General features: G+C 72.2%; 17 protein-coding genes and 7 pseudogenes. 12 read left to right on the top strand and 12 right to left on the bottom strand.

The genetic code is table 11. The annotated features are described in order from the left end of the window. Positions 1-169 precede the first annotated feature (169 nt). Positions 170-463 (bottom strand): annotated as a pseudogene (locus AB0G20_RS31035) (oxidoreductase C-terminal domain-containing protein); the annotation flags it as partial. Here AB0G20_RS31035 and AB0G20_RS31030 point away from each other — a divergent pair. Next, positions 442-912 carry a MarR family transcriptional regulator gene (locus tag AB0G20_RS31030; RefSeq protein ID WP_361308087.1) on the top strand — a complete coding sequence of 157 codons (471 nt, stop codon included), beginning with the start codon at positions 442-444 and terminating at the stop codon, positions 910-912. The pseudogene AB0G20_RS31035 and the gene AB0G20_RS31030 sit on opposite strands and share 22 nt — an antisense overlap. A 26-nt stretch (positions 913-938) precedes the next feature. Beyond that, positions 939-1,862 (top strand): aminoglycoside phosphotransferase family protein, encoded by a 924-nt coding sequence (locus AB0G20_RS31025; RefSeq protein WP_361308085.1) that lies wholly within the window; start codon positions 939-941, stop codon positions 1,860-1,862. Between the two features lie 6 nt (positions 1,863-1,868). Here AB0G20_RS31025 and AB0G20_RS31020 read toward each other — a convergent pair whose 3' ends face one another. From AB0G20_RS31020 to AB0G20_RS31010, 3 genes are all read right to left on the bottom strand, one after another. Then, a complete protein-coding gene (locus AB0G20_RS31020) occupies positions 1,869-3,908 on the bottom strand; it encodes a CocE/NonD family hydrolase (protein WP_361308083.1) in 2,040 nt (679 codons plus the stop codon). A gap of 16 nt (positions 3,909-3,924) precedes the next feature. Beyond that, entirely contained in the window at positions 3,925-5,241 is a 1,317-nt protein-coding gene (locus AB0G20_RS31015) for an ATP-grasp domain-containing protein (protein WP_361308081.1), read from the bottom strand. 208 nt (positions 5,242-5,449) lie between these two features. Beyond that, positions 5,450-7,852 (bottom strand): SpoIIE family protein phosphatase, encoded by a 2,403-nt coding sequence (locus AB0G20_RS31010; protein WP_361308079.1) that lies wholly within the window; start codon positions 7,850-7,852, stop codon positions 5,450-5,452. A 376-nt stretch (positions 7,853-8,228) separates the two neighbouring features. Between AB0G20_RS31010 and AB0G20_RS31005 the strand changes: the two are divergent. Then, positions 8,229-8,363, top strand: a pseudogene (locus AB0G20_RS31005) (sarcosine oxidase subunit gamma); the annotation flags it as partial. Between the two features lie 128 nt (positions 8,364-8,491). Continuing rightward, positions 8,492-8,944 (top strand): Lrp/AsnC family transcriptional regulator, encoded by a 453-nt coding sequence (locus AB0G20_RS31000; protein WP_175431149.1) that lies wholly within the window; start codon positions 8,492-8,494, stop codon positions 8,942-8,944. Between the two features lie 24 nt (positions 8,945-8,968). On the opposite strand, the gene AB0G20_RS30995 is transcribed toward AB0G20_RS31000, so the two are convergent. Then, the gene (locus AB0G20_RS30995) at positions 8,969-9,907 is read right to left on the bottom strand and encodes an aminoglycoside phosphotransferase family protein (RefSeq protein ID WP_361308077.1); all 939 of its coding nucleotides are present in this window, start codon (positions 9,905-9,907) and stop codon (positions 8,969-8,971) included. Between the two features lie 141 nt (positions 9,908-10,048). On the opposite strand from AB0G20_RS30995, the pseudogene AB0G20_RS30990 reads away from it, so the two are divergent. Together AB0G20_RS30990 and AB0G20_RS30985 are read left to right on the top strand one after the other, a co-directional pair. Continuing rightward, a pseudogene (locus AB0G20_RS30990) lies at positions 10,049-10,147 on the top strand (alpha/beta hydrolase); the annotation flags it as partial. A gap of 133 nt (positions 10,148-10,280) precedes the next feature. After that, entirely contained in the window at positions 10,281-10,949 is a 669-nt protein-coding gene (locus AB0G20_RS30985) for a DUF5701 family protein (RefSeq protein WP_361308075.1), read from the top strand. 6 nt (positions 10,950-10,955) lie between these two features. Here AB0G20_RS30985 and AB0G20_RS30980 read toward each other — a convergent pair whose 3' ends face one another. Both AB0G20_RS30980 and AB0G20_RS30975 read right to left on the bottom strand, forming a co-directional pair. Beyond that, on the bottom strand, positions 10,956-11,144 hold the full coding sequence (locus tag AB0G20_RS30980) for a hypothetical protein (protein WP_361308073.1): 189 nt from the start codon (positions 11,142-11,144) through the stop codon (positions 10,956-10,958). A 302-nt stretch (positions 11,145-11,446) separates the two neighbouring features. Next, on the bottom strand, positions 11,447-12,547 hold the full coding sequence (locus tag AB0G20_RS30975) for an AI-2E family transporter (protein ID WP_361308071.1): 1,101 nt from the start codon (positions 12,545-12,547) through the stop codon (positions 11,447-11,449). Between the two features lie 188 nt (positions 12,548-12,735). Here AB0G20_RS30975 and AB0G20_RS30970 point away from each other — a divergent pair. Then, positions 12,736-13,007: pseudogene (locus AB0G20_RS30970) on the top strand (SgcJ/EcaC family oxidoreductase); the annotation flags it as partial. Further along, positions 13,008-13,520, top strand: a complete 513-nt coding sequence (locus tag AB0G20_RS30965) for a VOC family protein (protein WP_361308512.1) — start codon at positions 13,008-13,010, stop codon at positions 13,518-13,520. On the opposite strand, the gene AB0G20_RS30960 is transcribed toward AB0G20_RS30965, so the two are convergent. Together AB0G20_RS30960 and AB0G20_RS30955 are read right to left on the bottom strand one after the other, a co-directional pair. Next, the gene (locus tag AB0G20_RS30960; protein WP_361308069.1) at positions 13,517-14,299 is read right to left on the bottom strand and encodes a polysaccharide deacetylase family protein; all 783 of its coding nucleotides are present in this window, start codon (positions 14,297-14,299) and stop codon (positions 13,517-13,519) included. The two genes, AB0G20_RS30965 and AB0G20_RS30960, sit on opposite strands and share 4 nt — an antisense overlap. A 198-nt stretch (positions 14,300-14,497) precedes the next feature. Continuing rightward, complete coding sequence (locus AB0G20_RS30955; protein WP_361308067.1) at positions 14,498-14,713, bottom strand: hypothetical protein; 216 nt, start codon at positions 14,711-14,713, stop codon at positions 14,498-14,500. Positions 14,714-15,041: 328 nt separating this feature from the next. Between AB0G20_RS30955 and AB0G20_RS30950 the strand changes: the two genes are divergently transcribed. Continuing rightward, a complete protein-coding gene (locus AB0G20_RS30950; RefSeq protein WP_361308065.1) occupies positions 15,042-15,824 on the top strand; it encodes a methyltransferase domain-containing protein in 783 nt (260 codons plus the stop codon). Between the two features lie 5 nt (positions 15,825-15,829). Here the strand turns inward: AB0G20_RS30950 and AB0G20_RS30945 are convergent, their stop codons facing one another. Beyond that, on the bottom strand, positions 15,830-16,372 hold the full coding sequence (locus AB0G20_RS30945) for a LuxR C-terminal-related transcriptional regulator (protein ID WP_361308063.1): 543 nt from the start codon (positions 16,370-16,372) through the stop codon (positions 15,830-15,832). Positions 16,373-16,479: 107 nt separating this feature from the next. Between AB0G20_RS30945 and AB0G20_RS30940 the strand changes: the two are divergent. After that, positions 16,480-16,910, top strand: a pseudogene (locus AB0G20_RS30940) (helix-turn-helix transcriptional regulator); the annotation flags it as partial. Positions 16,911-16,990: 80 nt separating this feature from the next. Here the strand turns inward: AB0G20_RS30940 and AB0G20_RS30935 are convergent. Further along, positions 16,991-18,883, bottom strand: a complete 1,893-nt coding sequence (locus AB0G20_RS30935; RefSeq protein ID WP_361308061.1) for an SMI1/KNR4 family protein — start codon at positions 18,881-18,883, stop codon at positions 16,991-16,993. 130 nt (positions 18,884-19,013) lie between these two features. Between AB0G20_RS30935 and AB0G20_RS30930 the strand changes: the two are divergent. Then, positions 19,014-19,398: pseudogene (locus tag AB0G20_RS30930) on the top strand (transposase family protein); the annotation flags it as partial. Between the two features lie 30 nt (positions 19,399-19,428). Here AB0G20_RS30930 and AB0G20_RS30925 read toward each other — a convergent pair. Beyond that, entirely contained in the window at positions 19,429-20,010 is a 582-nt protein-coding gene (locus AB0G20_RS30925; RefSeq protein ID WP_361308059.1) for a hypothetical protein, read from the bottom strand. Positions 20,011-20,603: 593 nt separating this feature from the next. Here AB0G20_RS30925 and AB0G20_RS30920 point away from each other — a divergent pair. After that, a pseudogene (locus AB0G20_RS30920) lies at positions 20,604-21,284 on the top strand (ABC transporter ATP-binding protein); the annotation flags it as partial. Positions 21,285-21,390 lie beyond the last annotated feature (106 nt).

Genomic DNA, 21,390 nt, shown 5'->3' with positions numbered 1-21,390 from the left:
GTCCTCCTGGCGGGACGTCGGGGTCGGGAACCGCTCCGTATCGCGAGTCCCCCAGTATCCGCCGCCGTACGGGGGAGGGCCACATGGCGGGAGCGGTACACCTCTCCGCTCCCGCCCCGCCCGGCGTAACGGTCAGGCCGCCGCGGTACCCACCGCCTCGGCGTAACGGTCAGGCCGCCGCGGTACCCACCGCCTCCCGCCAGGCGGCTCCGCCCGCGATGGCCTGCCGCCAGGCGCGCACGGCCCGGGGCGGCATGCCCATCGCCAGGGCGCCGGTCAGCCGGTCGCCCCTGCGGTACGCGGCCACGAACCGTCGCCCGGCCAAGTCCCCTTCCACTACCGCGACTTCGTCGTGGCCGCGCAGGAAGCCGTACGCCTGGATCCGCGTGCCGTACTGGTCCGACCAGAAGTAGGGCACCGGCGCGAACGGCCGGCGGGCCTTTGGCGCGGCGAGCAGGTTGCGCCCTACCGGCGGGCCGGTCCCGGCAGCACGAGCGTCTGATGGCGGAGTCGGGCCTGTTCCTGGACCGGGCCGCCGTTGCGATCCTCCGGAACATCGCCGAGAGTGAGCCGCTGCGCCCGGGGGTCCTCGCCGTCCGGCTTTCGGTGGAGGCGTCCCACGTCACCCGGCAGTTGCGGCAGCTGGAGCAGACCGGCCACGTCGTCCGCGTCCCGGACCCGGAGGACCGGCGCGCCCAGCGCGTCCAGCTCACCGAGGCGGGTCTGGACGCGGTCGAGCGCATGCGGGAAGTGCGACGCCGGGGCATGGAGGCCGCCCTTGCCACCTGGTCGCCCGAGGACCTGGGACGGCTGGCCGGGCTGTTCGGCCGGCTCGTCGACGACTTCGTCCGGCACGCCGAGACCGAGATCGACGGCCGCCCCGCGTCCTCACCGCCCGGCACGGGGACCTGATCACGGGCGCTGGTTGAATGCCGGGCATGACCGAGACCGACGCGCACGAGACCGACCGCTGGGTCCAGTACTTCGTCCGGCGCGGTTACCCCCGCGCCCGGCGGCTCGCCTCCGGCATGGAAGGGACCGTCTACCGGCTCCAGGACGGGACCGTCGCGAAGGTGTGGGCCGGGCGGGCCCCCGAGGACTTCGACCTCACCCGACGGCTCTACGCCGACATCGCCGCGTATCCCCTGCCCGTCGGCACGCCGCGGATCCTCGACGCCGAGGAGTGCGACGGGGTGCTCGTCAGCTACGAACGCGAGCTCGGCGGACGCCCGTTGCGCACGGACGGGGACGGTGAGCCGCCCGCCCGTGATCTGCCCCGCCGGGAGACCGACGCCCTGCTCACCGTCCTGCGCGCACTGGCCTCCGTCCCGGGCAGCGAGGTCATGCGGCGCCTGGTGATCCAGGGGGACGACCGGCCACTGTGGCAGGGCCACTCCCGCTTCTCCGACGCGCTCGCCGCCCTCGTGGAGCGGGCCGCCGGCCGCAACCGGGACGCCCTCGCCGCGCGGGTGCCCGGACTGGCGGACGTCGTGTCCCGTACCGCGGCCTCGCTGCGGGCGCTGCCCGACCGGCCCGAGAGCGTCATCCACGGGGACCTGGTGCCGCCCAACCTCCACGTGGACGAGGCCGGGCGCCCGGTCGCCGTCCTCGACTTCGGGTTCTGCACCACCGCCGGCGACCCCGCCTTCGAGGCCGCGGTCACGGCCGCCGTCTGGGACATGTACGGACCCGACGCCGACCGTCACACAGCCGAGCTGAGCCGTCTCTTCGCCCGGGAACTGGGCCATGCCGAAGAGGTCCTGGCCCTCTATCAACGGGCCTACGCCCTCATCACGTACGACCTCTTCGGCATGGGCCCGCACGACGGGCACTTCCGCTGGTGCGCCGCCTTGTTGCGGTGACGCGTACTACAGCAGGTCGCGGGGGACCTTCTCGTTCCAGGTGCGGGAGAAGACCCGGCGGTCGGCCTCGTACGCGTCGAGGGTCGCGTCGACGAAGAAGTCCGTCTCGTCGCACGTGAGCCGGGTGTGGGTGACCACCCGCGCGTCCCAGTCGTCCCGCTGGAACCGCATGGTCCACGTGGTCTCGCCGCCGACCGAGGTGAAGTCGTCGGCGACCGTCGTGTAGCGCTCGTGGGCGCGGCGGCCGGCCTCCAGACCGATGTCCTCGAAGCGGACCGTGCCCCGGTCCTTCACGATGTCCAGCTCGGAGCGGTAGTCGATCAGATCCCGCTTGACGTCCCAGCGCTCCTCCGGGGGCGTCACCTGGGTCATGGCGAGCGGGGGAGTGCCCTCGGGTTCGCCGAAGGGCGACGACGGCACCTCGTCCGGCTCCTCTACCGGCCGCACCGGCAGGGTGAGCGTGCTGGAGTGCTCGTGGACGCTGAGCAGGGCGGGCTTGGGCGCCGGCCAGGCCAGCGGCCAGTAGGACGTTGACAGGGACAGCCGGATGCGGTGGCCCGGCGGGAACGCCTGCGCCACACCGTTGAGCGGGATCGTGGCCCGGTAGCGCCGGCCCGGCTCCAACGGCTCGGGAGATTCGGTGCTGTCACGGCGGGTCAGGTTCAGAATGCCGTAGGAGACACGCGTCGCGGCGCCGTCGGGGCTCACGTCGGACAGCCGCGCCGCCACCAGGGCGACCGGCTCGCTGACCGACAGGTCGAGCTCCACGCTCGGCGAGCCGAGGATCTCCACCGGCTCGGTCAGCGGCTCGCTGTCGAAGACGAGCGAACCGCCGTCCTCCTCCCGCTGGTCGTAGGGCAGGTCCGGCGGCGCGTTGTAGGAGGCCCACTTGCCGGCGAACTGGCCCACGGACAGCGGCGAGCGCACGGTCATCGCCGCACCGCTCTCGGATGCCGCTGCCGTCCCGTCCCGCGCGGGCTCGATCGTGTGCCGGGTGAGCGGGTGTGTCACGGGCCGGATGTGCGGGGACGGCCAGTCCGGCTCGCCGACCCAGCGGCCCGGCCGCTCCTCGTAGGACGTGGAGGGCGGCACGCTGTCCTGCATCCACGCCATCAGCATGGGGCCGTCCATGACGCCGTTGTCGACGCCCTTCAGCCAGTGGTCCCACCACCGCACGAGCTCCTGGAGGTAGCCGATCGCGGGACCGGGCTCCCCGAGGTGGGGGAACTTGTGCGACCAGGGGCCGATCAGGCCCTTGCGGGGCACGTCCAGGTTCCCGAGCAGCCGGGTCACGGCGTTGGAGTAGCCGTCCGCCCAGCCGCTGGAGGCCAGGACCGGGCAGCGCACGCTGGTGTAGTCCTCGCACACGGAGGCGTGCCGCCAGTAGTCGTCGCGCCGCTGGTGACGCAGCCACTCCAGCACCCAGGGCTCGGTGTTCTCCAGCCGCTCGTGCCACATCTCGCGCCAGCGCTCGCCGACCACGGCCGGGTCGGGCGGGCAGGTGCCGTAGGCGAACATGGTGCCCGCCTCGGCCAGGTTGTCCGACAGCAGGGCGCCGCCCATGTAGTGCATGTCGTCGGCGTGCCGGTCGTCGGTGAACGAGGCGATGGCGATGGCCTTCAGGCTCGGCGGCCGGCGGGCCGCCACCTGCAGCGCGGCGAACGCGCCCCAGGAGATGCCCATCATGCCCGTGCCGCCGTCGCACCAGGGCTGCTCCGCAAGCCAGGCCAGGACCTCCTCGGCGTCCGCCTGCTCCCGTTCCAGGTACTCGTCGCGCAGCACGCCCTCCGAGTCACCGGTGCCGCGCAGGTCGACGCGGACGCAGGCGTAGCCGTGCCCGGCGAGGTAGGGGTGGTGGATCGAGTCCCGTACGGCCGTCAGGTCGCGCTTGCGGTACGGGATGTACTCCAGCACCGCCGGCACCGGCTCCTGGTCCGAGGAGGTGGGGCGCCAGATGTGCGCGGAGAGCCGGACCCCGTCGGACATCGGGATCGTGACGTGCTCCTCCTCCTTCGTCTCGTACGGCAGGTTGGTCACGTAACGCATGGAACCCACGTGCTCCTCACTCTCGCGCGGCTTCGGCCTCGGCCGCCGGGGCGTCCTCGAAGGCCAGGCCCAGGGCGGCCACGCAGTGGTCGAACTTCTCCCGCAGCTCGGCCTCGTCGGCCCCGCCGGTGTAGATGTGCGCCAGCTCGTAGCTGTAGCTGTCCTGCCCGGGGAGCTCCGAGAGCCGGTCGCCCTGCTCGGGGATCACCTCGATGCGCACGCCCGGGGTCTCCCGCTCGATGCGGGCGATCTCCTCGGGGCTCGGCGCCCGGCGCACCACACCGTCGGTGAACCAGCGGTGGTACCACTTCGCCGCCATCGCGTACGAGCCCTCGCGGTGCGGCATGTGCGGGTCCTCGCCGAGGGCGAGACTGACCATGCAGTGGTGGTTGGGTACGCCGTCGACGTACTGGAACAGCTCCGCGTGCGACTGGGAGTGCCGGGGGTTGATCTCCAGCAGGTTGATCTCCTGGGTCCGCGGGTCGTAGAAGTACTCGATGCTGAACGTGGCCGAGTCCATCCCGATCTGCCGCATCACGCGTTCGCTGACCTCGTGCAGCTGTGCGATGACCGGCGGCGGCAGCATCGAGGGGTACTGGTGGCGCAGGAAGCAGGGGGAGTCCGGGTACTGGATGGAGTCGAGGACTCCGTACACGGTCACCTCGCCCTGGTGGACGTAGCCCTCCACGGCGACCTGGACGCCGGACATCGCCTCCTCCGCGAGACAGACCCGGCCGCCCACGCCGTTCATCTCGGGCGGCAGGTCGATGCGTTCGAGGATGTGCTCGAAGGGGCGGCCGATGCGGGATATGCCGTCGCGGATCTCGGCGACGGCCTTGTGGAACTCCTCTTCGTCACCGACTCCGAAGGCGAGTTCGGAGGAGTACGAGAGGGCGGGCTTGAGCCACATCGGGAAGGTCACGTTCTCCGGCGGGCGCGGCGGGTCGGCCGACAGATCGACCTGGTCGAAGCGCGGGTGCCGGTCGGTGGCCTTCTGCTGCTCCAGCCGGCTCCAGTACTTGTGCTCGCACTTGACCACCGACTCCAGGCTGGTGCTGCGGGTGCCGTAGCGTTCGCTCAGCATCGGGACGAGGGTGCTGACCGGGAAGTCCCAGTAGCCGACGATCGCGTCGATGCTGCCGTCGAACGCGTCGAGCACGCCCTGGGCCTTGTCGAACAGGGTGGGCAGGTGCACTTCGCCGTGCTGGAGTTCCTCGACCGTCAGCAGCTGGTGGAAACGCAGCCGGTCGGCTCCCGGGACCTGCTGGAGCGTGGGCAGATTGGCCTCGTCGAGCCCGATCACAAAGACGTTCTTCACCGTCTCGTCAGACACGGCTCTCCTTCCGACGACGTACGGCCCTGAGGCCGGCTTGCAAGATCGTCTGGGTACCCCTCGTGCCCGGCGGCATGCGGGTCCGGGCATCGCGCCCCGTTCCGGACATGAGGGAACCCCGCGACGAGGCGGCTTGGCACCCGCCGCCGGACGGGCTCAGCCCCATCGGCGGCGAGGCCCCTGCACGCCCGCCTCGTGGTGCCCCGGCTCACACCCCGGCGGGCAGGGGCTGCTCCGCCCAGATGGTCTTGCCCGTGGCAGTCTGGCGGCTGCCCCAGCGTTCGGCGAGCTGGGCGACGAGCAGCAGCCCCCGCCCGCCCTCGTCGAAGACCCGGGCCCGCCGCAGATGCGGCGCGGTACTGCTGCCGTCGGACACCTCGCAGATGAGGGACGCGTCACGGATCAGCCGCAGCTCGATGGGGGCACCGCCGTACCGCAACGCGTTGGTGACCAGCTCGCTGACGATCAGTTCGGTGGCGAACTCCGCCTCCGTCAGCCCCCATTCGGACAGCTGCTCGCCCGCCATCTTGCGGGCCCGGGCCACCGCCGCGGGCTCCGGTGGCAGCTGCCAGGTGCGGACCTTCCCGGCGCCGAGCACCGCCGTCCGCGCCAGCATCAGCACGATGTCGTCGGCGGGCCGGCCGGTCAGCAGCGTGCGCAGCACCTGCTCGCAGGTCTCCTCCAGCGCCTGTGCGGGGCTGCTCAGTGCCCGGCGCAGCAGGGCCATCCCGGCCTCGATGTCGTGGCCGGGCGCCTCGATCAGGCCGTCGGTGTAGAGGGCGAGCAGGCTGTTCTCCTCCAGCTGCACCTCGGCGGCCTCGAACGGCAGGCCGCCCAGGCCCAGCGGGGGCCCGGCCGGCAGCTCCAGGAACCGTACGCCGCCGTCGGGCGTGACCAGCGCGGGCGGCGGATGCCCGGCGCGGGCCATGGTGCAGCGGCGGGACACCGGGTCGTACACGGCGTACAGGCAGGTGGCGCCGACCTGCCCCGACGCCTCCTGTGCGCCGCGCGCCTCCGGGCCCTCCTCCCGGTCGAGCCGGATGACGAGGTCGTCCAGCTGGGTGAGCAGCTCGTCGGGGGAGAGGTCGACATCCGCGAGTGTGCGCACGGCGGTCCGCAGGCGGCCCATCGTGGCCGACGCGTGGATGCCGTGCCCCACCACGTCGCCCACGACCAGGGCCACGCGGGCCCCGGACAGCGGGATCACGTCGAACCAGTCGCCCCCGATGTCCGCACCGGCCCCGGTCGGCAGATAGCGGTAGGCGATGTCCATCGCCGACAGCTCCGGAAGCCGCTCGGGCAGCAGGCTGCGCTGGAGCGCCAGCGCCGTGCGGCGTTCCCGGGTGAAGCGGCGGGCGTTGTCCACGCTGACCGCCGCCCGGGCGACGATGTCCTCCGCGAGCAGCAGGTCGTCCTCGCTGAACGAGTCCGGGGTCCGGTGGCGCAGGAAGTGCACCAGGCCCAGGGTCACGCCCCGGGCACGCAGCGGCACCATCATCACGGAGTGGATCATGTACTTGGAGACGGTCTCGGCCCGGGCGGGGGAGGACCTGAGCCACTCCAGCAGCTCCGGATCCCCCGGCCGGTGCCGGGCGCCCCGCTCGGCGGCCAGGGTCCGCAGCGGAAGCGTCCCCACCGGGTAACTGATCGGCTCGCCCACGGCGGCCACCGACTCCGGGCAGCCCTCCAGCACCGACCGCTGCGCGGTGCGCCGCACCATGACGGGCGTGTCCGGCGGCAGCGGCCCCGGCTCGTCGCCCACGGCGACGGACTCCAGGAGATCCACGGTGACGATGTCCGCGAACCCCCCGGCGACGGCCACCTCCGCCATCTCCTCGGCCGTCCGGGTCACGTCCAGGGTGCTCCCGATCCGCAGACTGGCCTCGTTGAGCACCGCCAGCCGGCGGCGGGCCCAGTACTGCTCCGTCGTGTCGAACACGGTGGCCGACATGCCCTGGACCGCGCCGGTCTCGTCCTTCAGCGGCGACATGAACATGGACCAGGCGTGCGGCCGGATCTCACCCGGGGCCTTGCTGTGCTCCTCGTGGAAGATCATCTCGCCGCTGCGCAGGACCTCCCGCTGGAGGCGGTCGAAGGCGTCGAAGGGCGGGTTCGGTTCGATCTCCCACAGGGTCAGGCCCTTCATCTCCTCCTCGGACCTGCCCATCACCTGGGTCATGATCGCGTTGGCGCCCACCAGCCGGGCATCCCGGCCGTAGACCGCCACCGGCACGGGGAGCTGGGCGAGCGTGAGGTCCCACAGGGTCAGGGCCCGGTGCTCGGCTGGCGCGGCCGGGTAGGCCGGTGCGGTGCCGGTCACGAGCCAGAGCAGTCTGCCCTCCGCGTCCAGCAGCGGCGTCCCCTGCAGCCGGACCACGAGCCGGTTGCCGTCCCGGTGCCGCAGCGCCACCTCACCGGCCCACCGCCGGCCCTCGGCCGCGTGCCGTCGCGTGGACTCCGGGAGCCGGGCGGCGAGCAGGTCGGTGACGGGCCTGCCCACGAGCTCGGCGGGTTCGTATCCGAGCAGGCGGCGAGCACCGTCGCTCCACACCATGATCGCCCCGTCGGCGTCGACGACGACCGCCGAGTCCTCCGGTACGCGTCCCTCCACGGTGCCTCCGGATGTGCCGCCCCTGTCTGCTCACGGTTCCCTGCACCGATTGTCCCGCTACCGACCCGCCGCGGCTCGTCTGCCGGGAGGCACCGAGGTGAGCAGCAGGAACGCGCAGACGGCCGCGCGGATCGCCTGCTCGAACCCTTCGACGTGGCCCCGGGTGAGACGCGCCGCCCTCTCCGGCTCGCCCGCGATGATTCGCCTCGATCAGCGGCCCGTACTCCTCGAGGTGACCGGCCGTGCCGGGCAGGCGGTCGAGGAACAGGCATCAGATGCGAGCGGCGAGCTGATGCAGCGTCCCGCCGAGCCGGATCCGCGCTCTCCGGTTCCCGCCGCAGGGCCGTCAGGACTGCTCTCCCGGTCCGGCGAGGCCGCCGCGTTGCGGGAGGCGCTGGGGCCGGACCCGGGGTCGGTGGTGGACCTCTCCGCGAACCGCACCACGCTGGAACTCAGCGGCCCCTCCGCCCGGCAGGTGCTGGAGAAGGGCTGTCCATTGGATCTGCACCCCGGGCCTCCGGACAGGCCGCGGTCTTCCATCACCGCGATCACGAGGCACTGAGGAAGGCTGGGCCGGATCTGGTCGGTGGATTCCCTTCCTTACTCCTTGATCGCGTGATCCGGGGCAGAATCTTCTCCATGGATGCCCTGGACCGGAAGATTCTCACCGAGCTGCAGCTGGACGGCCGTCTCACGGTCACCGAGCTGGCCGCGCGCGTGAAACTGAGCGTCTCGCCCTGCCACCGCAGGCTGCGCGACCTCGAACGCGAGGGTGCGATCCGCGGGTATCGCGCGGTGGTGGACCCGGCCGCCGTGGGCCTGAACTTCGAGGCCCTCGTCTTCGTCACACTGCGCTGGGAGGACGCCGACACGGTCTCCGCGTTCGAGGAGGCGGTGGCCGCCGTCCCGCACGTGCTCCAGGCCCAGCGCCTGTTCGGCGACCCCGACTACCTCCTGCGCGTCGCCACCACCGACCTGGCCGCCTTCCAGCAGCTCTACGACCAGCGGCTCGCGCGGCTCCCCGGCGTCCAGCGCCTCAACTCCACCCTCGTCATGAAGCACATCGTCGACGACCGTCCGCTGCCCGAGTGAGCGGCCCCACGCGGGCAGCCGGCCTCAGCCGCCCAGCCCTCCGGCGAACGGCATCGACCGCCACTGCTCGACTGCCGGCTTCAGCGCGTCCACCAGCAGGGGCAGCTGCGGCGCCAGCGCGAGACAGGCCACCGCCCGGGACATGCCCACCGCGTTGACGACCCGCAGCACGTCCTTGTCCAGCTGTCGCAGACCCAGGCGCCCGGCGGCCGCGTCGTAGGCGGCCTCGCACTCGGGGCCGAAGGCCGCCAGGTCCCACTCGACCGGCCCGAGCGTGGTCAGTTCGAAGTCGGAGTACAGCGGGCCGTCCGGGCCGGAGACGATGTTGGCCGCCGGGGCGTCCCCGTGGATCGGCTGGAACTCGATGCCGGGGAACACCGCCTCGAAGCCCGCGCGTGAGCCGACGACCGGCTCCAGCACCTCCCACTCGCGCCGCGCCCGGTCGAGATCGGCCGGCTCCAAGAGGTCGGGGCGCCCTTCGAGCGCGGCGAGCCCCTCGGTGACGAACCGCGGTTCGGCCGCCGAGAGGAACGGCAGCTCACCGGGGTAGGCGCGCAGCGCGCTGTGGAGGTCGGCGACCAGGCCGGCGTGGTGCACGAAGTCGGGCTCGGCGCTCTGGTCCAGCTCGGCGAACTGCCAGAACGTCATCGAGAACCCGTCGCGCCGCACGGGCTCCCGCGGCACCAGCGGACTCGGCGGGATCACCGGCTGCCCCTGGTCCGCGAGCCACCCTGCCACCCCCAACTCCTGCCGCTGCCGGACTGCTTGGGAGTCGGCGTCGGCGTACGACGGCAGGACGGTCGGCACCCTGACCACCACGGGTGACGGAGCCAGGTGCACCACGACGGAGAAGACGTCGTAGATGACCTTCGCGTCGGCCACGTCGAGCCCCAGATCACGCCCTGCGGCGACGGCGGCAGCGAGGGCGCGGGAGGTGCGGGCGGCCATCTGATCAGGTGTCATGAACCCCTTCATGCCGCCGATGGTGTCACGCCGGGAGTGGAGCCGCACCGGGTTAAGGACCCCGTCCGCCGCCTGTGCGCCCCGGGTCGACGACCGGTGCGCTGCGAGGCAATCGGCCGGTCCGTGTCCGCCCTGGCGTGCTCCGCCCAGCCGACGACCGGCTACGACTACGACACCTTCGCGGCCGACCTGAACACCGTGAGGGAGACCCTCGACCTGCGGGACGCCGTCCTCGTCGGGTACTTCCGCGCCGGCATCGGGCCTTCCCGGCGAAGTGATCGGACTCCGCCTCCGACTCTTCCCGGGCGGGAACATCACGGCGGACCGGCTCGTTGCCCATGCGTTCGCCCACCTCGCCGACCCAGGGAGCACTGTGCCCGAAACCACGTCCGACCCGTCCACCGTCCTCCCCGCACTGCCGGCCCTGAGCGCGCAGGCCGAGCGGCTGATCGAGCTGGGGGTGCACGAGATCGCCGGGCTGTCCGCGGACGAGATCCGCACGTTCGCCGCGGAGGCCGGAGACGGACCCGAGGGCGGCGGTGCCCTGCTGGCCGTGCACCCGGACCGAGCTCCCGCCTCCGCCCTCGCGCCGCTGCTCCGCCGGGACGGCAAGCCGGGCTTCGTCGTCGTCGACATGCCCGACGTCGACGAGTTCACCCCCTGCGCCCTCGACCTGCCCGACGCCCCGCTCTACCTCGTCACCGGTATCGACCGCGGCGACCACATGGCCAACTGGTCCCCGGACGAGGCGCTGCCCGCCCTCACCAAGGAGGACCGCACCCCGCTGGTGCTCTCCGAGGGCATCCACTGGGTGCTGCAGCAGCCCGCGGCCCTGGAGCGCAACCTCTGCTTCATGACCATCGGCTCCCGGCTGCGCAAGCCCAACGGCGCCCTGGACGCCCGCACCCCGGCCATCTGGATCAGCAACGGCACCGGCCGGGACGGCCGCGAGCGCCGCAACGCCCCCAAGGTCGGCTGGTGTTGGTGGAACAACCGGCACACCTGGCTGGGCTTCGCCTCCGCGACGGGCCGCAGGGGCTGAGGCCCGTCACTGCACGAACCGGGTGAGCGGCGCCGGGCGGCCCGCGGTCAGTGCGGCGAGATCCGCGTGCGCCTCGTCCCGCACGTCCGCGGGAACCCGGCGCTTGCGGTGGGGCCGGCCACCGAGACGTTCTTCAGGTGGTGCGGGCCGGACGAGCGGCATCGGGAGGAGGCCGTCGGACGGGCTGCGGTCCATCCGCGGGGGTTCGACGACCGCGGATGGCACACCGCACCGCGACCGGACCAGGCGCGGACCGGGCGCGGAAGCCGATCGTGGCCGAACTCGTCGCCCTCACACCGAGATCGAACACCGGGATCGAAGCAATGCGGCACTCCGGATGGGCAAGCGGCCGCCGGGGACCTGATACAGGTACGCGGCGACGCGGTCGGCCCTGACGGAAGAGGTGCTGTCACGCGCCACCCGATGGCGCTGGGCCGGCAGGCTGATCGTTGAACTCGGCAGCCCGGGCACCCTCCACGCCGAGGGCCCCGGCGCGCTCAGGCCGCCGGGCCCGCACGGCTCCGCAGCGCCTGGTACACGGACCACACCACGGCCACCAGCGGTACCGCCACCACCGCGCCGATCACCCCCGCGGCGACCGCCCCGCCGACCACCGCCAGGGCGACCACCACCGGGTGCAGCCGAACGGCCCAGCTCATCACGATGGGGTGCAGGAGGTGGCCCTCGATCTGGCCGATGACCACGATCAGGGCCACGACCACCAGGGCGATGAGGGGCCCCTCCGACGCCAGGGCGACGACCGCCGCGATCGCCAGAGCGATGGGCGAGCCGATCAGGGGGATGAACGCGGCCAGGAACTCCAGCAGGGCCAGCGGCACGGCGAGCGGCACCCCGAGGGCGAACAGCGCGATGCCCACGAGGACCGCGTTGGTCGCCGCCACCAGCAGGATGCCGTGCGTGTAACCGGTGAAGGTCTGCCAGGCGGCCCCGGCCCCGACCGCGAACCGCTGCCGGGCCCGCTCGGGGAGCTGGCCGCACAGCCACTGCCACTGCTTCTCGCCGGAGTGCGTGAAGAAGACCGCGCAGAACAGCGCCAGCGCCAGCACGGTCAGCACCTCGACCAGCCGGCTCGCGCCGCTCAGCGCCGTACTGATGAGGGTGGAGCGGTGGTCCGACAGGAGCTTGCCGATCCGGGACTGGAGGTCGTCGAACGCGTCCGCGGGCAGCCGGAAGGGCGGTTCCTCCAACCGGCGCTCGATCCGGTCGATCCCCGCAACGAACTCCTTCTCCAGCCCGGTCCGCTGGTCCGCCACGGTCTCACCCACCAGGGCCAGCGCCCCGAGGACGAGGACGATGCCGCCGATGAGCGCGGCGGCGACCGCGAGCGGCCGGGGCATGAACCGGGCCAGCAGCCCGGCCACGGGACGGAGCACCGCGGTGATGACGAGACCGAGGAAGACGGCGACGGCGATCCGGTGGAACTGCCCGAGCACGGAGAAGGCGACCCGGACGACGATGCCGACCGCGATGAGCCGCCACGCGTACGCGGCCGCGGTCCTCAGCACGCCCGGCACGCGCGACTCGACGTCGTTCAGGCGCGGCAGCGCCGAGGCTGGTGGATCGGGGGGCGTCGACATCTCATGCCCGTACCACCCACCGGCCGCCGAACCGCGGGGCGGGCCCGGAATTCCCCCGAAGGCCGGTACCGGCCCGGCCGCGGCGACACCGCGCCGTCGATCCTGCCGGAGACCCGGGCCACCCGGTCGGCGCCCACGACCGCCACCCCGCCGGCCACGAGTGGCACATCCGCGCCCTGTGGGCGGAGATGGCCCGGGGCTGGGCGGCCGGCGACGCCGCGATCTTCGCCGCGAACTTCACGGAGGACTGCGACTTCACGACCGTACGCGGCGACAAGCCGACCGGCCGTAGCGGCATCGAGGCCGGACACGCCGCCCTGGCCCCTACGCCGGCACGGTCCTCGACGCACGGGTCGTCGCCGTCCGCTTCCTCGGCCCCGACCTGGCCACCGTCGAGGCGGAGTCGACCGTCAGCACCCCGGGCGGGGAGCCGCTCACCACCACGCACGCGCTGGCCGTCGTGGAACGGACCCCGCAACACCCCTGGCTGATCAGGGCGTTCCACAACATGATCCCCGCGCCCCGCCCGGCGCAGCGCGAAGCGGAGAACGAGAAGGAGTCCGCCGCGGACGGCGCCGCTGCCCGGCCCCGGCTTCGCCACCTGGCCATCGTGACCAGCGACCCGGAGAAACTGGCCGAGTTCTACACCTCGGTCTGCGCGATGGAGCTCTTCCACCGCGACCCGGACGGCAGTTGCTTCCTGTCCGACGGCCATCTGGCACTCGCCCTGATCAGGCACCAGCTCGACGGTGACACCCCGGTCGGCATGAACCACTTCGGCTTCCACATCACGGACACGGCGGCCACCTTCGAGGCACTGACGGCGGCCGGCACTCCGAAACCGGCTGAACGGTTCACCAACCGTCCCTTCGCCGAATACCGGGCCATGGACCCGGAGGGCAACTGGTTCGACCTCTCGGATCACGGCTTAGGCGGCCCGCGCCCGCCCTCCGGATCCTCCGGCCGCTCCTAGCGCACGGGGAAGCCGAAGGAGTACCCCTGCTCCTTCAGCCACGGCAGAACCTCGCGCAGGGCGGCCACGGTCTGCGAGCGGTCTCCTCCCGCGTCGTGGAAGAGGAGGGTCGGACCGTTGGAGATCTCGTTCTTGACGGTGGCGACCATCGCGCTCGTGCCGGGGCGCTCGAAGTCCTTCGAGTCGATGTTCCAGCCGAGCGGACGCATGCCACGGGACGCGGCGAGGTGACGGCTGTAGGGGGTGAAGGCGCCTCCGGGCGCCCGGTAGTACAGCGGGCGGACGCCCCCGGACGCCTTGGTGATCATGCGTTCGGCGTCCAGGATCTGCTGTGACTGGTAGGCCTTGGACTTGCGGTCCATGGTGACGTCGTGCGAGACCGTGTGGTCGCAGAGGCGGTGTCCGGCCGCCACCACCGCCTTGACCAGGTCCGGGTGGGCGCGAGCCTGCGTGCCCACCATGCAGAACGTGGCCTTCACGCCGTTGTCCCGCAGCACCTGCAGTACCTCGGGGGTCCAGACGGGGTCCGGTCCGTCGTCGATGGTGATGTTGACGCTGTGGGCGCCGGCGTCCGAGGCGTGCACGATGTCCGCCGACACCGGCGCCGCCTTCCGGCCCTGCTGCGCATGGGCGGGCGGCGCCGAGACGCCCTGGGCGGGCCGTCCTTCGGTGGCACCGAGTTGCGCGTTCCAGAACGAGGTCAGGCCGGCCACCGCGGTCACCCCGAGCGCCGCCGCCAGCACTTTGGCGTACCATCCCCGTCCGCCGCTTCGCACCATGTCTTCTGTTCCTTCGCCGTCGCCGTGGAGCCCGTGCATACGGCAAGAGGGCGGAAGGCGGCCGGCGGATCCGTCTGTTACGGATCACGGACAATCCCGCTGCTAGGCGGTACCGGTCGTTGAGCCCGCGCGGACGGGAGGTGACGTTCCGGACCTCGTCGAAGCGGTGGTGGGACGGCGGTGGGCGGCCTGAGCGTTTTAGTCGCTCTCGCGCTCCAGGACGCGGCGGGCCGCCTCGGCCTCCGCGGCCGGCGGCGACAGTTCGTCGAGGGTGTCGAGCTCGTCGTCCGCTTCCAGTTCCCGTTCCCAGGCCGCCGCGAGGTGCTCCTGCTCCTCGCGCGGCCTGGCGCCGACCGCGTCGCGGTGCTCCGGGTCCAGCGCTGCCAGGAATCGTCCGAGCGGGTCCGTGGGCATACGGGGCTCCTTGTCGTATGGAGGGGGTGCCACCGACCCAGCATGGCTGAACCCCCGCACGACGGCCGCTCGACACAGCCGGGGAAGTCCGCATCGCCATGCTGAGGGAATCCGAACGCCTCCGTCTGTCCCCTTTAATGGGGACGCCGCAGCCCGTTCACTCACATACCCGGCCGACGAAATCCTTCTCTGCGAATTCACGGAGAGACAGGCGGTCGTGACGGTGACCATAGCGGAGACCGAGGAAACCAGTTCGGCGCTCGCCGAGGGTCCGGCGGCGTAGCCGCCCCCGACCCCCTGTCCCCGTTCCACTTCCAGGAGATCCGCCATGACCAGCACGTTCCGTCCCGACTTCGGGCTCACCGCGCAGGACTACGGCCGCCACCGCGCCGGATTCCCGCCGCAGATGGTCACGCACCTGTACCGGCACGGCATCGCCTTCCCCGGCAAGGACGTACTCGACGTCGGGACCGGCACCGGCACCCTGGCCCGGCTGTTCGCGCAGGCGGGGGCGCGGGTGACGGGCCTGGACCCGGCGGCGCCGCTGCTCGAGCAGGCCCGGGAGCTCGACAGGGAAGCCGGCGTGGAGACCGACTACCGCGTGGGCACGGCGGAATCGACGGGGCTGCCGGACGCGTCGTACGACGTGGTGGCGGCCGGCCAGTGCTGGCACTGGTTCGACGCGCCGAAGGCCGCGGCCGAGGTGCGGCGGCTGCTGCGCCCCGGCGGCCGGGCCGTCATCGCCCACTTCGACTGGCTGCCCGTGCCGGGCAACGTGGTCGAGGCGACCGAGGAGTTGATCCTCTCCTTCAACCCGGCCTGGACGATGGGCGGCGGCACCGGCCTGTACCCGCGCTGGCTGACCGACCTGGCCACCGCGGGCTTCACCGGCATCGAGACCTTCTCCTTCGACCTGGCCGTGCCCTACCCGCCCGAGGCGTGGCGGGGCCGGATCCGGGCCAGCGCCGGAGTCGGCGCCAGCCTGTCGCCGGACGAGGTGGAACGCTTCGACGACGCCCTCGGCCGGGTGCTGCGCGAACGCTTCCCCGGTGAGGTGATCCACGTCCCGCACCGCACCTGGGCCGTCGTGGCCACGCGGAGCGACGACTGACCCGCTCACCAGACGTCCGTCAGGACGGCACGGGTGAGTTCGGCCTTGTGGCCCAGACCGAGCTTGCCCTTGGCGCGTTTGACGTACGTGTTGACGGTGTGCGGGCTCAGGCCCAGCCGGCGGGCGGCGGTCTGGTCGTGGGTGTAGCCGTCCGCGATCAGCCGCAGCACCTGCCGCTCCCGCGCGGACAGGGCGAAGCCGCCCTCCTCCTGCCGCGCCGGGGTGTCCCGGGCCGCCGCGGCACGGACCGCGGCGGTCAGCTCGGCCGCGGTGCACCGTTCGGAGAGGTGACCCGCGAAACCGGACGCGGCCATGTCGAGCTCCGGCGGCGGATCATTCGGTGACATCAGCAGCATCCTGGTGGCCCGCGCTCCGATCGCCGGGTCGCGCGGCCGGTGGTCGGTGACCAGGACGTCCAGATGGCGCGGGGCGCTCTCGCCGCCGTCCTCGGGGACACTGCGCACCTGGAGTCCGGGCACCGCCGACAGCGCCGTGCGCACCGCCCAAGCGATGAACTGACGGTCGTACAGCAAGCCGATCTGGTACACGGGCTCACTGCCAGCCCACGTCGGAGGCGCCCGCTCCGGCGCTCGCGGTGAGAGTGGTGCCGGCGTTGTCCACGGGGGCGTCGGCCGAGCTGGGGACGGACAGGCCAGCCACTTGGCTGGCCGAACACGGTGGCGAGGCCGGACCGCGCCGTCCCTGCCCACCCGCATGATCATCATGGACCGGTCCCGGGCGGCCCTCCCGGTCAGCAGCGACGACACCTCGGCGGGCGCCGTCGTCCTCACCGGCAGCGGGACCCTCACGGCCCTGTGTGCCCTGTCCGAGAGCATCTGGCAGACCGCCGCCCCGCTCGGCGAGACCCACCGCCGCGACAGTCAGGGCCTCACGCCCCAGGAGGCCAACGTCATCCTGCTGCTCTCCGACGGCCACACCGACGAGAGCATCGCCAAGCGCCTCGGCGTCTCACCGCGCACGGCCCGCCGAATCGCCGGCGAGCTCATGGAACGCCTCGACGCCCGCAGCCGCTTCGAAGCCGGCGTCCGCGCCGTCCAGCGTGGCCGGCTGCCGTCGACGCCCTGAAGCGGGGTTCACCCGTCGCCCGGATACGGCGGCCCGAACACCTGCGCCGTCGTGCCGGCGCACTCCCGGGTCGCGTCACCTCAGCCCACCCGGATCACCATGAACGTCTCGCCGTCCCTGGGCGGTCGTGTCCAGGAACGGGTGGTGAACGTGTGCAGCCGTCCGTTCACGATGGCGTGACGGGGCAGACGGACACCGAACTCGCCGGCCACCGCTTCCAGCAGTGACCGTTCCGTCCCGACGTCGTCCGCCGGGTCCTCGAAGAACCGGCTCGGGTCCAGCGCCCCCGGTATCTCCCCGCTTGACCGGACCTCTCCGTCCGCGTACGTGAACGCGTACTGCTCGGCGCCGTCCCGCGCCACCGACAGGTGGAAGAACGGTTCCCCGTGCACTGTCCTCAGGCCGCTCCACACCACCACCGCGCGGGTGCCCGCGCCGGCGGCTGCGGCCGGGGAGACGAACCGCCGCCGGTCGAACGAGGACGGATCGCCCTCGAACGCGAAGCTCCAACCGGCGCCCGCCCGGCCGACCGCCATGAGAGCCCTGTCCTCGAAGGACGAGAACTCCCTTCGGTCGCGCAGCGATCCGTGGCGCGCTTCCCAGAGGGTCATGGGTGCGTTCAGCACGGTGCCGTCCCCGTCCGCGAGGCGTCCGGGCAACTCCTCCGGCTCCACCCCCTCCACCAGGACGAACCGGTAGGACGTGCGGTTGTTGCCCGGGTCCGGCTCCGCGAGCCACGCCAGGCCGCCCGGGTCGAGCCCGGCCGTCGGGCTCGGAGCCTCACCCGCCTGCCCGCCCCTCGGCGTGGACAGCAACTCCCGGCCCCGCTCCGGGGTCAGCAGCGGCCCGAGCACGGGGTCGGCCACCCAGCCCAGCGGCGCCAGATGGTCCGGTCCCAGCGGCTCCCACAGGGGCAGAGCATCGATCAGCGTCCGCCATGCCCCGTCGGTGTCTCCCCACCGCGCCAGCTCCCGCGCCCGCTCGACCGCTTCCCCGAACGGTCCGGCCGCCGTGTACCGGAACGTGCCGTCGCGCACCTGGTCCAGCGTCGCGTACGCCAGTGACACCAGGTCGTCGTCGGCGCCCCGCAGATCGAACGTCAGCGTGGAGTCGTCCCGGTACGAGTGCGCCGCGTGCTCGGCGACCAGCGGCGGCAGCAGCTCGCGCGCGTACCGCAGGTCCGTCGCCAGTCCGTCGAACGACACCATGGAGGTCTGTCCGAGCAGGCGGCGTATCTGGTCACCCAGCCCGGCGGCCCGCGGTCTGCCGTACTCCTTGGCCTCGTCCAGCGTCTTCACGGCCCGCTCCCAGCCGCCGCGCAGCGCCTCCAGCCGGGCCTCCTCCAGCTGCGCGTCCAGCGTCCGCGTCGTGTCGTTGACGAACACCGGTTCGCCGTCACTCCGGTGCGCCCGCAGGCTGTGGAACTCCCGGTGCATCTCCCGCATGAACTCACGGAAGTTCGGGTGGCGCTCGGGCGGCGCGGCCCGCCAGCTCGCCCACGTGTAGACGGCCCACTCACCGTCCTCGTCCACGTCCTCGGGATCCAGGAGGACGTGGGTGGCGTCGGACTCGACGTCGAGCTGCAGCCCGCGCCGCCAGAGGTCCGCCTCCCGCCGCTCCTCGGGCTCGGAGTCCTCGTCCAGGTACTCCTCGAACAGGTCCGCGAGTCCCGACTCGTTGTCGTGCCAGTGCGCGTCCTCGGGCCCCGCCAGCAGCCAGACGAACCCGCCCGCGTGCCGCCATCCGCCGCTGACCTCGAGGAACTCCCGGTACGACGGGGGCATCCGCCGGCCCAGGCGCTCCTCCATGGCTGCGATCCGCTCCGCGGACGCCGGCGGGAACCCGAGCCACCGTGCCTGCCGCGCGGCCTCGTCGTCCTCGCCCCGCGTCTCGTCGTCCGGCAGTGAGTCCGCCCACTCACCGCTCCACCTGAGCAGGAAGGAACGCCAGTCGAATGCCGTGGAGTTCGTCATGTGCCCGATGCTGCCACCCACCACTGACAACGCTGCGACCTCCGCAGCGCTGAACCGCCGTCAGGCCGTGCTCCACCTCTGATTGCTCGCGCCGTCGCCGGCGTGACTAGCCCACGCCCCGGCAGCCTCCGAGCATCACGGCATGAACGTGCAGGTTCTCGCCGACCCGGCCGGACGCCTGATCTGGGCATCGGACGCACTGCCGGGAGCCTCGCACGACATGACCGCGGCCCGGACCCACGACATCCCGGCCGCTCTGACCGCCGACGACATCAAGTGCTGGGCGGACAAGGCGCATCAGGGTGCGAGCCCCAGCATCCGTGTTCCCGTTTCGAGGCAGGAACCTGCGCGGCTGGCGCCGGCGTCACAACCGGGACCATGCCAAGATCCGCAGCCTCGGCGAACGCGCCATGGCGATCCTGAAGAGCTGGCGGTTCCTTCGGAAGCTCCGTTGCAGCACCACCCGGATCACCGCCGTCGTCAGAGCCGTCGTCACCCTCGAACTCGCCATCTGATCAAGATGGAGAGCGCTCAAATCGGTGGGGTCAGGTCACCGAGATTTGCCACTTGCCGTGTTCGGACAGGGTGACGTATCCGTGCTGCGGAAGGCGCAAGGTGCCCTTCTGGTTGGCAGCGGAGGTGAAGCGGATCAGCTGCTTCCCGCCGTCAGCCGGCGTGTAGATGATGGTGCCGGGGGAGTCGATGAAGTCGTAGTGCACAACCGGGGCGTATTCGAAGTACGGCTTGGGGCTGAAATAGCCGAAGGTCTGGGTTCCCTTTCCCCGGGCTGTTTTGGCCGGGAGCTGAGGCAGCGCGTCGCTGTCCACGATGCGTACCTTCCACCGGCCCAGGCCACTGGCGCCCTCGTTGCCCACTGTGATTCGCCAGATGGCGAGGGCGTCGCAGTCGGCCGGCAGAACGATGTGCGACGGCCCAGTCCGGCCGATGGTGACGAGCGTGTCATGGGCCCGCTGATGATAGGGACCCTTGCGCACGGTCGACAGGTCGAATCTCGTGGTGAAGCCCGCGCGGAACTCCAAAAGGACCGGCTTTCCGTCCCCTGCGCCCGGTATCTCGACAATCCGGCTGCGCCAGCCGGACCATTTAGCGGACGTGGTGCTGCGCACGTTCCCTCCCCTGTGTCGGTCGCAAAGCGCTCGGGAGTCATGGTGGCACGCGGGCCCGGGCTCCGGCTCCGCTCCAGCCCGACGGGGGCCGGCCGTCGCTCAGGAGAAGAACCTGGCACCGCCGACGCCGGGGCGGACTCCGCCTTCGGAAGACCGGCTTCCGTACGCGGCGGGTTACCGACCGAGGAGGTTCAAGGGGCTGTTGCCGAAAAACCGTCCGTAACCATGTGACCCATATCCTCGCGAAACTTCGACCTGTGCGTGGAGCGGCTGGCACCACATCCGCACCTCGGGTTGTACCCGGGTCATGTGCCAGGTCGAGGCCGCCCAGGGGACCGATGAGGCACTGCGCAATCTGGAACGGCTCGGGCGGGAGGTCTTCCCCGCCGTTCGCCAGAGGGTCGGCGCGGCGCCGGCCGGGGCCGGCGTCTGAGGGGATGGTGCGCCATGCGTACGGCACTGCCGGGCTCCGAGAGCGGGGCGGTCCACGGCGCGCCCCGGCGGCCTCCGGCATCGATCCGCCTGTCCGGCAGGGCACTGCTCGAACACGCCGGTCCGTATCGGGGCCGGATCCTGCTGGCCCTGCTGCGACGTCGGGGAGGGTGCTCGTCGACGGCCAGGAGGTCCGCGCCCTTCCGCTGCGCGAGCTGCGGGCGTCCATCGGCTACATCGAACAGGACGCCCCCGCCCTCTCCGGCAGCCTGCGCGACAACCTCCTCCTCGCGGCCCCGGACGTCACCGAGGAGGACGTGCGGGACGTGCTCGTCCGCACCCGTCTCGACGCCTTCGTACGCGCGCTGCCCGCAGGGCTGGACACGCCCGTGGGCCACCGGGGGACACGGCTGTCCGGTGGCGAGCGGCAACGCCTGGCCGTCGCCCGGGCTCTGCTGCGCAGACCTCGGCTGCTGCTCCTCGACGAAGCCACGTCCCAGCTCGACGCCGCCGACGAACTCGCCCTGCGTGATGTCGTCCTGGAGGTCGCCCGTGACACGACGGTGCTGGTCATCGCCCACCGGCTGTCCACCGTCACCATGGCCGACCGCATCGTCGTCATGGACTCCGGCAGGGTGCGCGCCACCGGCACCCACGAGGAACTGCTCGCCCACGACACCCTGTACCGACGGCCGGCGGCCACACAATTGCTGATCCCCCCGCCGGAGGGACCGCCCCACCACCACGAACGGCACGAGGTGGGACATCGCGAGTCGGACGGACGTGTTCGACCTGTCGGACATTGTTCGGAACCTCTTGACGCTGCCCCGGGCGTCGACTGAGACTCTCGCAACACACCCGTCACTCGCGTGTAACGACAGGCCCACGGCAAGGACTTGCCGTCGTCTCGTCGTCTCCTCGTCCTTCCGTTCCGCCTTGTCCCTCATC

Source organism: Streptomyces sp. NPDC024017 (assembly GCF_040638895.1).
Taxonomy (GTDB): Bacteria; Actinomycetota; Actinomycetes; order Streptomycetales; family Streptomycetaceae; genus Streptomyces.
The sequence above is the reverse complement of the archived record's forward strand: the minus strand, read 5'-3'. Positions and strand labels throughout refer to the sequence as shown.

Coding starts and splice junctions, on each gene's coding strand:
- AB0G20_RS31025 (WP_361308085.1), top strand. CDS start 939: ATGACCGAGACCGACGCGCACGAGACCGACCGCTGGGTCCAGTACTTC.
- AB0G20_RS31020 (WP_361308083.1), bottom strand. CDS start 3,908: ATGCGTTACGTGACCAACCTGCCGTACGAGACGAAGGAGGAGGAGCAC.
- AB0G20_RS31000 (WP_175431149.1), top strand. CDS start 8,492: ATGGATGCCCTGGACCGGAAGATTCTCACCGAGCTGCAGCTGGACGGC.
- AB0G20_RS30995 (WP_361308077.1), bottom strand. CDS start 9,907: ATGACACCTGATCAGATGGCCGCCCGCACCTCCCGCGCCCTCGCTGCC.
- AB0G20_RS30980 (WP_361308073.1), bottom strand. CDS start 11,144: ATGGACCGCAGCCCGTCCGACGGCCTCCTCCCGATGCCGCTCGTCCGG.
- AB0G20_RS30975 (WP_361308071.1), bottom strand. CDS start 12,547: ATGTCGACGCCCCCCGATCCACCAGCCTCGGCGCTGCCGCGCCTGAAC.
- AB0G20_RS30960 (WP_361308069.1), bottom strand. CDS start 14,299: ATGGTGCGAAGCGGCGGACGGGGATGGTACGCCAAAGTGCTGGCGGCG.
- AB0G20_RS30955 (WP_361308067.1), bottom strand. CDS start 14,713: ATGCCCACGGACCCGCTCGGACGATTCCTGGCAGCGCTGGACCCGGAG.
- AB0G20_RS30950 (WP_361308065.1), top strand. CDS start 15,042: ATGACCAGCACGTTCCGTCCCGACTTCGGGCTCACCGCGCAGGACTAC.
- AB0G20_RS30935 (WP_361308061.1), bottom strand. CDS start 18,883: ATGACGAACTCCACGGCATTCGACTGGCGTTCCTTCCTGCTCAGGTGG.